The sequence below is a fragment of the Chryseobacterium culicis genome (assembly GCF_002979755.1).
Taxonomy (GTDB): Bacteria; Bacteroidota; Bacteroidia; order Flavobacteriales; family Weeksellaceae; genus Chryseobacterium; species Chryseobacterium culicis_A.
The window spans coordinates 2,077,902-2,090,687 of the sequence record NZ_PCPP01000001.1; the positions used below are offsets into that span (position 1 = coordinate 2,077,902).

Here is a 12,786-nt window from a genome sequence, read left to right on the forward strand (position 1 = left end):
ATATGTTATCAACACTGTCAAGAAAAATGCTGATGTGCCTTACAGGACTCTTTTTGGGATTCTTCCTGTTGATTCATTTCCTTGGAAATCTTCAGCTTTTTCTTCCACAAGAACAGGCACACCTGCAATTTAATGCCTATTCGCATTTTTTATCAGGAAACATCATTATTAAAATAGTGTCTTACGTCTTATATGCCAGTATCATTCTGCATGCTGTAGACGGGCTTATGATCACTTTAAAGAATAAAAAATCAGGCGGCGGCTATCAGAGAGACGGACGCGGAAGAGCCAGCAAATGGGCCTCCAGAAATATGGGAATCCTCGGAACATTAATTCTGATTTTCCTGGTGATCCATTTCCAGAACTTCTGGTATATCTATAAATTCGGAAATCCGCCTTTGGATGAAAACGGAAACAAAGATCTCTACATTCTGGTAGTGAATGTCTTTAAAGAATGGTGGTACGTTATCATTTATGTTTTATCAATGATTGCTTTATGCTATCACCTGATTCATGGGATACACAGTGCGGTAAGAACGCTGGGACTGTATCATCCTAAGTTTGTACAATGGTTCAAAACTATCGGAATTGCCTATTCAATCATTATCTGTATAGGTTTTGCATTGATGCCGGTGTATGTATTCTTTACTTATCATTAAACAGAACGGTCATGATTTTAGATTCAAAAATACCACAAGGCCCATTGGAACATAAATGGGAAAATTATAAAAAGAAAGCAAGACTCGTGAATCCTGCCAACCGAAAAAAACTGGATGTAATTGTTGTAGGAACCGGACTGGCGGGAAGTTCTATTGCAGCTTCCTTGGGAGAGATGGGCTATAATGTCAAATCATTCTGTTTTCAGGACAGCCCGAGAAGAGCACACTCTGTGGCAGCACAGGGAGGTGTAAATGCAGCAAAAAACTATAAAAACGATGGTGACAGTGTATACAGAATGTTTGTAGACACGCTAAAAGGCGGAGATTTCAGAGCCCGTGAAGCCAATGTATACCGTATGGCAGAATGTTCTCTGAACCTTATTGACCAAGCTGTAGCACAAGGCGTACCTTTTGGACGTGAATACGGAGGATATCTGAATAACCGTTCTTTCGGTGGAGTTCAGGTAAGCCGTACTTTTTATGCCAGAGGGCAAACCGGACAACAGTTACTTCTGGGGGCTTATCAGGCTTTAATGCGACAGGTGGGAAAAGGCTCTGTACAATTATTTTCAAGACATGAAATGCTTGATCTGGTTACCGTTGACGGGAAAGCCAGAGGAATTATCGTTAGGAATTTAGACACAGGAGAAATTGAAAGACATGCAGCACATGCTGTAATACTGGCAACAGGTGGCTACGGAAAAATCTACTATCTGTCTACCCTTGCCATGGGATGTAATGGCTCTGCCATATGGAGAGCCCATAAAAAAGGAGCTTTAATGGCTTCTCCAAGCTGGATTCAGGTACACCCTACTTCTCTTCCACAATCCGGAGATTATCAGTCTAAACTGACCTTAATGTCTGAATCATTGCGTAATGACGGACGAATCTGGGTTCCGTTGAAAGAAGGTGAAAACAGACCACCCAATGATATTCCGGAAAATGAAAGGGATTATTATCTTGAAAGACGATATCCGGCTTTCGGAAATCTTGCTCCAAGGGATATTTCTTCCCGTGCGGCAAAGGAAAGAATTGATGCCGGTTTCGGAATCGGGCCTTTGAAAAATGCAGTATATCTTGATTTTTCAAAAGCAATACAAGAACAGGGAAAAGATAAGATCAGGGAAAAATATGGAAACTTATTTGATATGTATCTTAAAATAACAGGATATGATGCCTATAAGGAACCTATGATGATCTCTCCTTCTGCACACTTCTCCATGGGTGGGCTTTGGGTAGATTATGAACTGATGACCACTGTTCCGGGACTTTTTGCTTTAGGTGAAGCTAATTTTGCAGATCATGGTGCCAACAGATTAGGCGCAAACTCTCTTTTACAGGCTTCAGTAGACGGATATTTCATTGCTCCTTATACAATTGCCAATTATCTGGCCGATGAAATTCATACCGGAAAAATTTCACCGGATACTCCGGAATTTGAACATGCTGAACAAGCAGTGAAAGAACAGATTCAGGACTTTATGAACATCAAAGGAACCAAAACCGTTGATTATTTCCACAAAACATTAGGAAAACTCCTGTACGATTATTGTGGTCTGGCCAGAAACGAAGAAGGATTGAAATATGCCATTCAGGAGATCAGAAAACTGAAACAGGAATTCTACAAAGATGTAAGAGTTTCCGGACAGGGAGATAAAATGAATACCGAACTGGAAAAAGCAGGTCGTGTTGCTGATTATTTCGAAATCGGGGAACTGATGTGCTATGATGCATTAACCCGTAACGAATCCTGCGGAGCTCATTTCCGGGAAGAGTTCCAGACACCGGATGGAGAAGCGATGAGAAATGATACCGAATATCAGTTTATCTCTGCCTGGGCATGGACGGGTGAAAATGGCGAACCAGCATTGATTAAAGAGCCTTTAATCTTTGAAGAGATTCAGCCAACAGTAAGAAGTTACAAATAAAAAACAGAAAATTATGGATTTACATCTTAAGATATGGAGACAGAAAGACAGAAAAAGTGAAGGAAAACTCGTCGGTTATGACCTGAAAGGATTGAATTCCCATATGTCTTTCTTAGAAATGCTGGATACCCTGAATGAAAAACTGATCACTGAGGGAGATGAACCTGTAGAATTTGATCACGACTGCCGTGAAGGAATCTGTGGACAATGTGGGATGATGATTAACGGTATTGCCCATGGTCCTCTGAAAAATACAACGACCTGCCAGCTTCATTTAAGGTCTTTTAAAGATGGGGAAACGATTCTGATAGAACCATTCCGGGCTGAAGCTTTTCCTGTAAAGAAAGATTTAAAAGTAGATCGTTCTGCTTTTGACAGAATTATATCTTCAGGAGGTTTTGTATCTGTAAATACGGGGCAGGCTCCTGATGCAACGGCTATTCCAGTGACTCACCAAACGGCTGAAGAAGCTTTTGATTCTGCCGCATGTATCGGATGTGGAGCTTGTGTGGCTACCTGTAAAAATGGAAGTGCCGCCTTATTTACCTCTGCAAAGATTACCCACATGGCACTTCTTCCTCAGGGGAAAGAAGAACGAAGTAAAAGAGTATTGGATATGATTGCACAAATGGATACGGAATTATTCGGGCACTGCTCCAATACGGAAGCCTGTGAAGTGGAATGTCCTCAGGGAATTTCCGTACTCAATATCGCCAGAATGAATTTTGAGTATAACAGAGCTTTGTTTTTCAGAAAGAAAAATTAAATGAGACGAAAGTCGAAATGATACTACTTAAAAGGACGAATTTGCTTACTGACAAATTCGTCCTTTTTGTTTTTCTTTAAAATTTACATTCCTATGCATCTATCATTGCTACTACTCTCGCCGGAGCTGCAGATCCTCCGACAATTTTAAGAGGAAATACACAGATTTTAAATCCTGATGGAGGCAATGCTCCAAGATTGGTAAGCTGCTCGATGTGTAAATATTCTTTCTCAATTCCTACGCGGTGGCCTTCCCAGAAGAATTCGGGATCATTCAGTTCTTTGGCTTTTTGAGCCATATATTTTAGAGGAAGATCCCAGCCCCACTGATCAATTCCCATTACTTTTACGCCCTGATCAATCAGCCATTCTGTAGCTTCTTTACTCATTCCTGTTCCTTTTTCTACAAACTCCGGAGTTCCCATCAGCTTATCACGATCCGTTCTGATCAGTACAATATTTCCTTCCTGGATGGTGATCCCGTTTTTATTCAGATCATTTTTAAGATCATCTACAGTGATGGCTACAAAATCTTCTTTATGAGTACAGTCGATCACAATCCCTTCTCCATAGCACCACTCCAATGGAATCTGGTCTATTGTTTTAGCAGGTTTCCCTTCTACTACAGGGCCGTAATGCCATGGAGCATCAATATGGGTCGTAGCATGAAGTCCCATATTTTTGATAGTATCATCTGCCCAACCCGTCCAGTTTTTAGGAAAAAGTCTTGAAGGAAGTCTCAGTGCCAGACGAATCAGCCAATGTGATTTTCTGTGTGCTTTATGTTTAATTTTCACCCGCATGAACCATGGGTCGCCTGCATTATACTGAATAGGCTTTGTTAAATCGACAAGTGTTGTTTTCATATGATTTGGATAAGGAGACAAAGATAATAAAATGAACCTAAAAAGTGAATTAATATCTTTAAATCCCTTTAGGAATCATGATTTTCGCAGGTTGGTTTTCGTCATACATTATCTCAATCGTGCCGTGTATTGGAATGGAAGAAAGCTTCAAAAGACTGACAATTTTCTTGTAGACCGCAATATGTTCAGTACCTCTGAAATCTTTGAAGCTTACCTGAAACATGATTTGAGGCTGATCGTTCACGGTAAGTCCGGTCTGGGTTACACTGATGATATGGGCTTCAGCGTTTCTTCCCGTAAAAAGAAGTTGCTCATCTTTTTTATTCTTAAAAAATTTCCCTAAAATAAACTGGAAAATCAATACGAAAATAAGGATCATCACTCCACTGAAAATAATCGGGTGCATAAAGGTGAGGAAACGCCATCCAAAATCGTAAGATTCTGTGGTGTAGAAATAATAGTACAATCCCGCCACATAAGCAATCATCAATACTAAAAATATCAATCTGAGAACCATTCCTGAAGAATTAAATTGAGTCTGCTGTCCGGCTAAAATAAAATAAGGACTTTCTGAAGTATTGGGATTCAGTAACACCTTAACCGTATTTCCTTCATCAAATCTTTTTTCCTGTGGTTTTATATCATGAAACATCATTTCCTGTTCTATCTGAACATTCCTCAGATTAGCAAACGAAAGAATAATCTGAATGACATTGATGTTGGACTCAGGGATATATTTCAGGAGTTTATAATTCATAATTTTGGCCTCTCTGGGAGTTCCGTTTCGCAGAATAGACTGAATGGTATTCTTCTCCTTAAAGGTTTTTATAAAAAGAATATTGGTAAAGTACACAAGAATATATCCCCATATGATCAAAGAAAAACCGAGATATCCATAGCTCACGGCTAATGAATTTCTCGGTTCCCCTGTTCCTTCCGAAGTCATCATATAAATAAATATCGGAAAAGGTATGCAGAAAAAAAGGATGTAGACGGCCCAGAAAATGATCATGAATTTCATAACTGTTATTTTGTGTGGTCTGATAAAGTTATGATATTATTATGGAATGGCCGACTTCTTTTTACACCTCTTTTTCGAAATAAAGTCTGTAGTATTTTCCTTTATCATCTTCACCCATTTCAATTTTCTGTCTGTCTCCGTGGATGTAGATGTGGAAGTTCTTATCTAATTTAATGATACTCTTAAAGTGTCTCTGTGTCTTTTTTACCGCTGCTTCACTGATCGGGAATTCTTCAGCGATATTCACCTGCATATCCTGTTCGTAATCTGTTTTAAAGTTCACAAAACTTTCAATTACATGTTCGTCACCCAATACTTCACTGGCAAATTCATCCAGTTTAAACTCTTCTTTTTCTTTGAAGAAATTGATAGATTTATTAAGGAAATCTGCCTGATCCGCTTTGGAAACTTCAAATTCCTGAGGAAGCTGTTTTGTGATATAATCTTTATAGACCATCAACGCTTCCTGCGTGTGGAAATATTCGTCATCACGCTGTTTTACTTTCAGGAAATCTTCGAACCAGTAGTACATATCTCCGTTTTTGTTGTTGTCAACCACAGAAAGTATGTATCCGGTTTCTTTATTATTGTTATAAATCAAAGCCGCCTTATCAATTTTAGATAAACCAATTCCCTGATCTTTTTCAATGTCAAATGTTTCTTCTGCAGGATTTATTTTCAGGAAAGATTCTCTCTTCTCTGTTTTAAAGATCCCGATTTTATCTACCTTGTCCGGACGGTCACTTTCATCTTCAAAAAGAACGATAAAAAGCTCTCCACTCTGAACTCTTGGGTTTTCTGCCGCTTCAAAAAGATGCTTTGCAATATTCTCAGATTCCCAGATGAACTTGGATTTGTCATCAAAAATTTCAGATACAGCACTGTAAACCGGATTATTGACCAGGTAAGTATCACTGTAAAAATGGAAGGTTTCTTCCGATTTAAAAGAACCTAAAAAGTAATCTTCAAGCATTTCTGCCATTCCTTCTTCCAGTTTCAATTCCTCCTGGGAAATCGTCAGGGAATCCCCATTGATCTTATTTCCTACTCTGTGTACTATTATTTTTGAAAACATTTTTCTGAATATTTGGACTGCAAAGATATTCATTCTATCCTTCACATGAAACTGAAAATTCAATTTCCATTTTGAGAAATTCCTTATCATTTTGAAAGGCTTTTTTATTAAAAAAACTCAATCATAAAAATACAATCGATTAAATACCAACATCTTAATTCAATTTCTTTTCTAACGGAATATCATTGGCATCATCATTTGAAAACATAGAAAAATGGACTTAAAGACCTTAAACAGACTCGACAAGCTGAGAAGATTAAAAAGCAAAGGACCTGAAACTCCGAAATGGCTGAAACCTTATCATATGCTCTTTTTTGCTTTTTTAACCATTTTCATCTTTGGTGCGATCATTAAACTATTAGAACACAATCCAAATTAAAATATAATATTATGAATTATCTGCAAGCCGTAAAGGAAATCACAGACGTGGTTCCCGACTTTGAAAAAGAAGTAAAAGAAATTAAAATTCAAAATTCATACAGCATCATCAGAACTTTTACGGAACGTATTAAAAATATGATCCGCCAGAATGACAGAAATCTGCTGTTCAGAAGTTTACAGAAAATGGACAAAATATACACTGACGGAGATACGGTATTAAAGAATGCTATTGAAACTACTTTTATCTATTCTCTGGACAATTGTACAGCTTTCTGCAGTGAGGAATACAGAAAAGTGATTTTTAGTCACATTTCTGCCAACCTTCAGAAGGTGTATTCAAGACAAATTTACAGTCATGGCATATAACGGTTTTATTACATTTTTCATCCGTTTCATTACAAAGTGTTTAAATTAAACAAAATTAAAAATAACTCACAATCAATAGATTATGAAAAATAAAATAAGAAGAATTTCAGACTGGAAAACCTGGAAAACTACGTCAAACAGACACAATACAGAGATATTGCTCACTCACATTGCAGTGATCCTAGGAGTTTTTATTTTTGCAGCCTGTCTTTAGATTTTGGTATACATTTCGCTGCATTAAAAAGTGTTTGAAAAATTCTTAATTATGATGAAAGTAAAAATGCAAACTATTAATAAAAAAATAGCTGTTGAATACTTAAAATTTTTCTATCCGCCACTTCGCAATGAAATCACACAGTTGTCTGTTCAGGACAATTTCGCTGGGATCATGCAGGCTACCGTGAATTATCTGAAGAATCTTTTACAGGAATCTAAAATCAGCATTATTGCCCATCACCTTAAACTGATGGACTCAATCTATAAAAACGGTGATTCTTATGTAAGAACCATGATTGAAAATCTGTTTGTAAGATCTTTTGAAAGTTTCAAAAAACACGCAAAGATTCAACATTGGAAACTCCTTTATCAATATATGCCTGTAAGCTTCCAGATCATTTATAATGATCAGCAGAAGCAGGATCAGATATATTTTGGGAAATAAATTAAAGCAAAAGGCGAAAGGGTAAATCGAATATTTACCTTTTCACCTTTTTATTTTTTTCCACTATTAAATATAATTTCCATTTTATTTTGTTTCACTGTTACGTGTGAAACCTCTATTTTTTTTGTAACAATATACCCATGAAATACTCTTTTTATGCCCTGATGATGGCACTCTCATTAATCTCTTGTGAAAATAATGATAATACGATTGATGATCCAAGACCTGTTGATAAAAGTCTTTACCTGTTTCAATTTAAAAGCTATGCTGTAAAAAATACAGTTTTGTACAAAGGATCAAACGGAGAAAAATCTACACCGGATGAATCTTACCTCAACAATTATTGGAGCTTATATCAGGAACCTGCATGGAAAAAAATAAGCCTTGATCATAAAAACAAAACCATTAAATTATTTTCCGAAACCTCATCTACGGATTTCACTTATAGTTTTACGATCGTCAATGACTCTGTACTGATCAAAGAGAATAACAATAATAAGCCAAGTTACATTGGTGATTTCAATAAAAACACCTCTTCATTTACGTTAAAAAGAACGTACAGATACGTTAAAAAAGTACCCCGAAACGATCAGGACGCACTATTAATTACTAAAAGTGCCCATTTTGGGACCACCCAATTCGAAAATATTTTTGGAAATATATTTACGACTCCCTCTGAAATGATAAAAGCAGGAGATCAGGTTTTGTGGACTAATATTGAATATTCTTATAAAGAATGATTATCATGTATGATTATTCAAAAAACAAATCCCCGGAAATATTAAGTTCCGGGGATTTGTTTTTTGAATAAATGAAAAGTTTTTATTTCTTCACAAATACTTTTTCTATGGTCTGTGACTCTTCATTGGTAAGTTTTGAGGTTTTCCCCAACTTGGCAATGAAAGACTTTACTTCTTCAGGGGTTGCCGGCGATCCCAGATTTTCTCCTTTATCATCAAAAGAATCTGCCAGTACTTCTCCTTTTGGATTGAGAACCAGCCAGAAAGGAAGTCCTGCATTTTCGCCTTTATATTTATTCATAAGTTCCTGTCCGCCTGGATTTTCAAGGCTCTTCTTATCTCCCCTTTCCTGAACATCCACATAAGCAGTGACAAATCTTTTCTCAAAAATAGGTTTGGTTTCAGGAAGATCCATATTTTTTTCCATCATTTTACACCATTTGCACCACGAAGCATGGAACACCAATAAAACATTCTTCTTTCCTACTTTAGCTTCCGTGAAAGCCTTATTTAATACAACATCTGCTTTTTCCTGTGCTGCTCCCAACTGAAACAGTAAAAGGCTGACCACAATAATAATTTTAGGGTATTTCATTCTGAATTTTTATTTTAAATCAACACGAATTTAGGTATTTAATCGTTCAATTATTTATTTAACTTTAAATATTATTATAAAGAATGAGATATAAATATTTTTACGGTTTTCTTCTAGCTTTAAGCTTTGCAGGATATAATGCTCAGGTTTCCGATGCGGTAAAAAAACTGGCACAGCCTTTAGATACTATTTCTTATGCTGAATCATCTCATATTGGATACGGAGGAGAAGAAAGTAAAATTTATAATCAATTTAAAAAAGTTGCCAAAGTAGCAAGTAATGATGAACTCTATTATTTTGCGATGAACGGAAGTAATGCACTAAAGTTGTATTCGGGAAAAGAATTGTTTAAAAGAAAAGATAAAAGGTTTTTTGATGTTTATGCGTTTTACTCCAAAAATCCTTTGAAAATGGAGCATGTTTTAGGCTGTACCATAGATCGTAAAAATATTGCTGAGTTTTTGAAAGATGAAGTATATACAGCTCCACAATATATTTCGTTGCGGGATCAATTATTAAAAAAGAAAGGCAAGCAAGATGAAATAGTAAAAATACAATTATCACAAATAAAAGAACGAGGCTATGATAAACTTACGGAAGAAGATGTTAGGTTAGTAAAGAAAGATTTGGAGAAAATTGATCAAAAGCAAAACTAAGCTTTCTGAATATAGCACAATACGCCTAAAATCTCATCCAATTCAGTTCAATATATTAACTTTTACAAGTTTACAACATGATCGAAATAAAAAAATATTCTAATCAGGCAGGACACGCTGAGCCTAGACGGGTCATTAAATATACTTTGTTCTGGTGCCATCACGGAACCGCTGAAATTTTGATTGATGAAAATATCTTCACCCTGAAAACGGGTCAGACTGTAACCATTACTTCGGGACAGTTTCATCAGTTAAAATCTGTTGACGGAGAACTTACTGCATTGGAATTTACCCTGGACTTTTTCTGTAAAAGCGACAGTGATATTGAACTTATTTTTCATAACGGGCTTTTTTGTCATTTCGGGATGAATGAAATAATTACCATACAACATCCTGCATTTTTCTCTGAAACGCTGAATACTATTGAAAAAGAAATTCAGGAGCAGCCTTATCAGTATCTGATCTCGACCCATTCTCTGGTGGAACTGCTATTGGTAGAAATCAACCGCAGTAAAATTGCCAATGGCGATGAAATCTGGAAACCGGATGCTTTGTTTTTAAAGTTCCTGGAAAGTGTAAGGGATAATTTTAAAAACAATTATCAGGTCTTTCATTTTGCAGATCTTCTTGGAACCACTGAAGCCAAACTGAATGAGGTTTCAAAACTTCACACCAACAAAACCGCTCAGAATGTGATCTACAGCCTCACAATTTCTGAAGCTAAAAGACTTTTACACTATGAAAAGCTCACAGTAAAGGAAATTGCTTATCAGCTGGGCTTCAACGATCCATTCTATTTTTCAAACTTCTTTAAAAAACATACTTCACATTCCCCCAAAGAGTATCAGAAGACCGTGAAGGAAGTTTAAAAGTACCCTGAAAAGTTTTAGTTTAAAGAAAATCAGAGATCTCATATTCACATCCCGCTTCCTGTTTCCTTCTTCCCTCCTAAATATTACATTCTTTTTCCAGAATTGTCTATTCTTTAGACAACGGCTTTCACTGAACTTTGTACTGTAATTAAGACCTAAAAATTATACGTATGAAAACTCAACAGGATGCCGCTATTTTTTTATTAAGAATTACCTTGGCTTTCGGATTTTTATCTGCTGGGGCAAGCAGGCTGAATCTTTGGGGAAATCAGTCATCCGGCTGGAACAATTTTGTTACATATACTGCCGAAATAAATTCATTTTTACCACAGTCGTGGGCAGCTGGTATTGCCGTATTATCTACCATCGCTGAATTGTCAATTGGAGTGCTGCTTCTTTTGGGATTTCAAATAAAAAAAACAGCATGGTCCGCCTCTATTCTCACTTTATTTTTTGCAGTTGCGATGAGCATTTCTTCGGGTATTAAAGAGCCTTTGGATTATTCTGTCTTTGCTTTCAGTGCCGGAGCATTTCTCCTGAGTACTTTTTCCCGTTACGCCTGGAGTTTAGACCATTTTTATAACAATTAAAATTTACATAGTATGAACACCAACATCCACGATTACATCGTAAAAACAGAACAGAAAGAATGGCAGCCTTTAATTGAAAAAGGGATTCATTATGAAGGTATTTTTGTAAAATCTTTAAAATTTGATCCTGAAAACAACCGCTCAACCAGTATTCTTTTAAAATTTGAACCGGGAGCCAGCTATCCTTATCACAACCATCCTGCAGGTGAGGAACTGTTTATCATGGAAGGCGATGCCACTATTGCAGGAGCCAGACTTGAAAAAGGAGATTATTTATACACTCCGCCTAGCTTCAAACATTCCGTGAAGTCGGAACATGGATGCATCATTCTTTTTGTGATCCCTGAAGAAGTAGAAATTCTTTAACCCGTTATTAAAAACAAAACCACCATAAATCTTTTTACGGTGGTTTTTATTATAAAATATTTTTAGTCTTAAGCCGAAATATTTATTTCAACACTGTTTTGTTTGATGATAGGGGTCTGAAATCAAATAAAGTTTTTTTCTTTCTTATGATATCCAACAAAGTCTGCACTGAAAAGGTGAGAATAATATACAGTACAATGAGCACCGAAACATAACCAATTTCATGCTGTCTATACCCAAAAATTCCTTTTCCCCAAGAGATCAGTATCCATTGAATCATATACATTGAGGTTAAATTTTTGCTGCAGTATTTTAGAACACGCATGAAGCCATTTTCTTTACTATTTGTCGTTATTGTATTGATCAGCCATAAAAACAGTAACGTCCAGCCTGCAAAATAAATAACTCCTCCAGGTCCCATATGATAAAAACCGTTGTAATTATAATCACCATACAGAAAAACCAGCGGTGCTCCTATGGCAATGAACAACAGCCCCACATACAGCATATTTCTAAATATCTGTTGGATATTGTAGTTCAATTCCTGGAACCATTTACCGAAAAACATTCCGATGATAATAAAAGCCATCCATGGGAAAACAGGAAAATAGACATATGCTGGATAATCTGTATTGAAAAGAAGATCCAGAACATAATTGATCACGGGATAGTCCAGATTGATTCCGCTGACTTCTCTGGATATCAGGGCAACGAATAAGCCTATAGCCAGCATAATATATTTATTTTTCACATATTCTCTGATAAACCCAACGAATAATAAAGACATCCCTGCAAGCTGTAAAATATCACCCAGCTGTACCAGATATACATACTGTTGTTCTATAGGAGCATTCCATCCGTATTTTTGAATAAAATTATCGGGAGCAAAATTAAAAATAACAGGGACCATAAACTTCATAAAATTCATAAATAGGCCTGCAAACACCAATAAAACACCTCTTTTTAATGCACTCTTAAGGCTTTGATGGCTGGAAGTCATAAAGGTGATTCCCATACAGATCAGGAAGATGGAAGTTCCTCTTCCGAGAAAAACAATAAAACTGCCAATGGCTGTTTCATATTGTGATTTGACATTGGCATACACCAATAAGGTATGTATAATGATCATTCCGAGAACACTTATACCTTTTATTAAATCCAGAGTCAGGATTCTTTTGTTTTGTTGTTCCATAGTTTTTAGTGGAAATTGTGGATTAGATGGATAAAATTGTAGTCATTATTATT

At 36.4% G+C, this 12,786-nt stretch carries 17 protein-coding genes; 12 read left to right on the forward strand and 5 right to left on the reverse strand.

All coding sequences use genetic code 11. From position 1 onward, the window contains the following. Nucleotides 1–2 precede the first annotated feature (2 nt). From CQ022_RS09425 to CQ022_RS09435, 3 genes are read left to right on the forward strand one after another with little or no spacing between them, the layout of a single operon-like run. Nucleotides 3–659 (forward strand): succinate dehydrogenase cytochrome b subunit, encoded by a 657-nt coding sequence (locus tag CQ022_RS09425; RefSeq protein WP_105681158.1) that lies wholly within the window; start codon nucleotides 3–5, stop codon nucleotides 657–659. Between the two features lie 11 nt (nucleotides 660–670). Continuing rightward, the gene (locus CQ022_RS09430; protein ID WP_105681159.1) at nucleotides 671–2,587 is read left to right on the forward strand and encodes a fumarate reductase/succinate dehydrogenase flavoprotein subunit; all 1,917 of its coding nucleotides are present in this window, start codon (nucleotides 671–673) and stop codon (nucleotides 2,585–2,587) included. Between the two features lie 13 nt (nucleotides 2,588–2,600). Continuing rightward, nucleotides 2,601–3,353, forward strand: coding sequence for a succinate dehydrogenase/fumarate reductase iron-sulfur subunit (locus CQ022_RS09435; RefSeq protein WP_079242849.1), 753 nt, complete (start codon nucleotides 2,601–2,603; stop codon nucleotides 3,351–3,353). Nucleotides 3,354–3,444: 91 nt separating this feature from the next. On the opposite strand, the gene CQ022_RS09440 is transcribed toward CQ022_RS09435, so the two are convergent. The 3 genes from CQ022_RS09440 to CQ022_RS09450 form a co-directional block, all read right to left on the reverse strand. Beyond that, nucleotides 3,445–4,218: a cyclase family protein gene (locus CQ022_RS09440; protein WP_105681160.1), complete on the reverse strand. Its 774-nt coding sequence runs from the start codon at nucleotides 4,216–4,218 to the stop codon at nucleotides 3,445–3,447. Between the two features lie 58 nt (nucleotides 4,219–4,276). Next, a complete protein-coding gene (locus tag CQ022_RS09445; RefSeq protein ID WP_123864416.1) occupies nucleotides 4,277–5,167 on the reverse strand; it encodes a hypothetical protein in 891 nt (296 codons plus the stop codon). A gap of 133 nt (nucleotides 5,168–5,300) precedes the next feature. After that, nucleotides 5,301–6,314 (reverse strand): nucleoid-associated protein, encoded by a 1,014-nt coding sequence (locus CQ022_RS09450; RefSeq protein WP_105681800.1) that lies wholly within the window; start codon nucleotides 6,312–6,314, stop codon nucleotides 5,301–5,303. A 214-nt stretch (nucleotides 6,315–6,528) separates the two neighbouring features. On the opposite strand from CQ022_RS09450, the gene CQ022_RS09455 reads away from it, so the two are divergent. From CQ022_RS09455 to CQ022_RS09470, 5 genes are all read left to right on the forward strand, one after another. Next, nucleotides 6,529–6,693, forward strand: coding sequence for a hypothetical protein (locus CQ022_RS09455; protein ID WP_228421508.1), 165 nt, complete (start codon nucleotides 6,529–6,531; stop codon nucleotides 6,691–6,693). A gap of 11 nt (nucleotides 6,694–6,704) precedes the next feature. Then, nucleotides 6,705–7,061, forward strand: coding sequence for a hypothetical protein (locus CQ022_RS09460; protein ID WP_105681162.1), 357 nt, complete (start codon nucleotides 6,705–6,707; stop codon nucleotides 7,059–7,061). A gap of 82 nt (nucleotides 7,062–7,143) precedes the next feature. Continuing rightward, a complete protein-coding gene (locus CQ022_RS23250; RefSeq protein WP_262497573.1) occupies nucleotides 7,144–7,275 on the forward strand; it encodes a hypothetical protein in 132 nt (43 codons plus the stop codon). Nucleotides 7,276–7,326: 51 nt separating this feature from the next. Beyond that, nucleotides 7,327–7,722: a hypothetical protein gene (locus tag CQ022_RS09465; protein WP_105681163.1), complete on the forward strand. Its 396-nt coding sequence runs from the start codon at nucleotides 7,327–7,329 to the stop codon at nucleotides 7,720–7,722. A 140-nt stretch (nucleotides 7,723–7,862) separates the two neighbouring features. Beyond that, a complete protein-coding gene (locus tag CQ022_RS09470; RefSeq protein WP_105681164.1) occupies nucleotides 7,863–8,462 on the forward strand; it encodes a hypothetical protein in 600 nt (199 codons plus the stop codon). Between the two features lie 82 nt (nucleotides 8,463–8,544). Here the strand turns inward: CQ022_RS09470 and CQ022_RS09475 are convergent, their stop codons facing one another. Next, nucleotides 8,545–9,057: a thioredoxin family protein gene (locus CQ022_RS09475; protein WP_105681165.1), complete on the reverse strand. Its 513-nt coding sequence runs from the start codon at nucleotides 9,055–9,057 to the stop codon at nucleotides 8,545–8,547. A gap of 83 nt (nucleotides 9,058–9,140) precedes the next feature. Here CQ022_RS09475 and CQ022_RS09480 point away from each other — a divergent pair, with 83 nt between their 5' ends. The 4 genes from CQ022_RS09480 (at nucleotide 9,141) to CQ022_RS09495 (ending at nucleotide 11,541) form a co-directional block, all read left to right on the forward strand. Further along, nucleotides 9,141–9,713 (forward strand): hypothetical protein, encoded by a 573-nt coding sequence (locus tag CQ022_RS09480; protein ID WP_105681166.1) that lies wholly within the window; start codon nucleotides 9,141–9,143, stop codon nucleotides 9,711–9,713. Nucleotides 9,714–9,790: 77 nt separating this feature from the next. Then, a complete protein-coding gene (locus CQ022_RS09485; RefSeq protein ID WP_105681167.1) occupies nucleotides 9,791–10,582 on the forward strand; it encodes a helix-turn-helix domain-containing protein in 792 nt (263 codons plus the stop codon). Between the two features lie 173 nt (nucleotides 10,583–10,755). Next, complete coding sequence (locus CQ022_RS09490) at nucleotides 10,756–11,175, forward strand: DoxX family protein (protein WP_105681168.1); 420 nt, start codon at nucleotides 10,756–10,758, stop codon at nucleotides 11,173–11,175. Nucleotides 11,176–11,187: 12 nt separating this feature from the next. Further along, on the forward strand, nucleotides 11,188–11,541 hold the full coding sequence (locus CQ022_RS09495; RefSeq protein WP_105681169.1) for a cupin domain-containing protein: 354 nt from the start codon (nucleotides 11,188–11,190) through the stop codon (nucleotides 11,539–11,541). A gap of 82 nt (nucleotides 11,542–11,623) precedes the next feature. Here the strand turns inward: CQ022_RS09495 and CQ022_RS09500 are convergent, their stop codons facing one another. Then, nucleotides 11,624–12,733 (reverse strand): heparan-alpha-glucosaminide N-acetyltransferase domain-containing protein, encoded by a 1,110-nt coding sequence (locus tag CQ022_RS09500; protein WP_105681170.1) that lies wholly within the window; start codon nucleotides 12,731–12,733, stop codon nucleotides 11,624–11,626. Nucleotides 12,734–12,786: the final 53 nt, after the last annotated feature.

Coding starts and splice junctions, on each gene's coding strand:
- CQ022_RS09455 (WP_228421508.1), top strand. CDS start 6,529: ATGGACTTAAAGACCTTAAACAGACTCGACAAGCTGAGAAGATTAAAA.
- CQ022_RS09450 (WP_105681800.1), bottom strand. CDS start 6,314: ATGTTTTCAAAAATAATAGTACACAGAGTAGGAAATAAGATCAATGGG.
- CQ022_RS09470 (WP_105681164.1), top strand. CDS start 7,863: ATGAAATACTCTTTTTATGCCCTGATGATGGCACTCTCATTAATCTCT.
- CQ022_RS09445 (WP_123864416.1), bottom strand. CDS start 5,167: ATGATGACTTCGGAAGGAACAGGGGAACCGAGAAATTCATTAGCCGTG.
- CQ022_RS09490 (WP_105681168.1), top strand. CDS start 10,756: ATGAAAACTCAACAGGATGCCGCTATTTTTTTATTAAGAATTACCTTG.
- CQ022_RS09440 (WP_105681160.1), bottom strand. CDS start 4,218: ATGAAAACAACACTTGTCGATTTAACAAAGCCTATTCAGTATAATGCA.
- CQ022_RS09430 (WP_105681159.1), top strand. CDS start 671: ATGATTTTAGATTCAAAAATACCACAAGGCCCATTGGAACATAAATGG.
- CQ022_RS09485 (WP_105681167.1), top strand. CDS start 9,791: ATGATCGAAATAAAAAAATATTCTAATCAGGCAGGACACGCTGAGCCT.
- CQ022_RS09475 (WP_105681165.1), bottom strand. CDS start 9,057: ATGAAATACCCTAAAATTATTATTGTGGTCAGCCTTTTACTGTTTCAG.
- CQ022_RS09460 (WP_105681162.1), top strand. CDS start 6,705: ATGAATTATCTGCAAGCCGTAAAGGAAATCACAGACGTGGTTCCCGAC.
- CQ022_RS23250 (WP_262497573.1), top strand. CDS start 7,144: ATGAAAAATAAAATAAGAAGAATTTCAGACTGGAAAACCTGGAAAACT.
- CQ022_RS09500 (WP_105681170.1), bottom strand. CDS start 12,733: ATGGAACAACAAAACAAAAGAATCCTGACTCTGGATTTAATAAAAGGT.
- CQ022_RS09425 (WP_105681158.1), top strand. CDS start 3: ATGTTATCAACACTGTCAAGAAAAATGCTGATGTGCCTTACAGGACTC.
- CQ022_RS09480 (WP_105681166.1), top strand. CDS start 9,141: ATGAGATATAAATATTTTTACGGTTTTCTTCTAGCTTTAAGCTTTGCA.
- CQ022_RS09435 (WP_079242849.1), top strand. CDS start 2,601: ATGGATTTACATCTTAAGATATGGAGACAGAAAGACAGAAAAAGTGAA.
- CQ022_RS09465 (WP_105681163.1), top strand. CDS start 7,327: ATGATGAAAGTAAAAATGCAAACTATTAATAAAAAAATAGCTGTTGAA.
- CQ022_RS09495 (WP_105681169.1), top strand. CDS start 11,188: ATGAACACCAACATCCACGATTACATCGTAAAAACAGAACAGAAAGAA.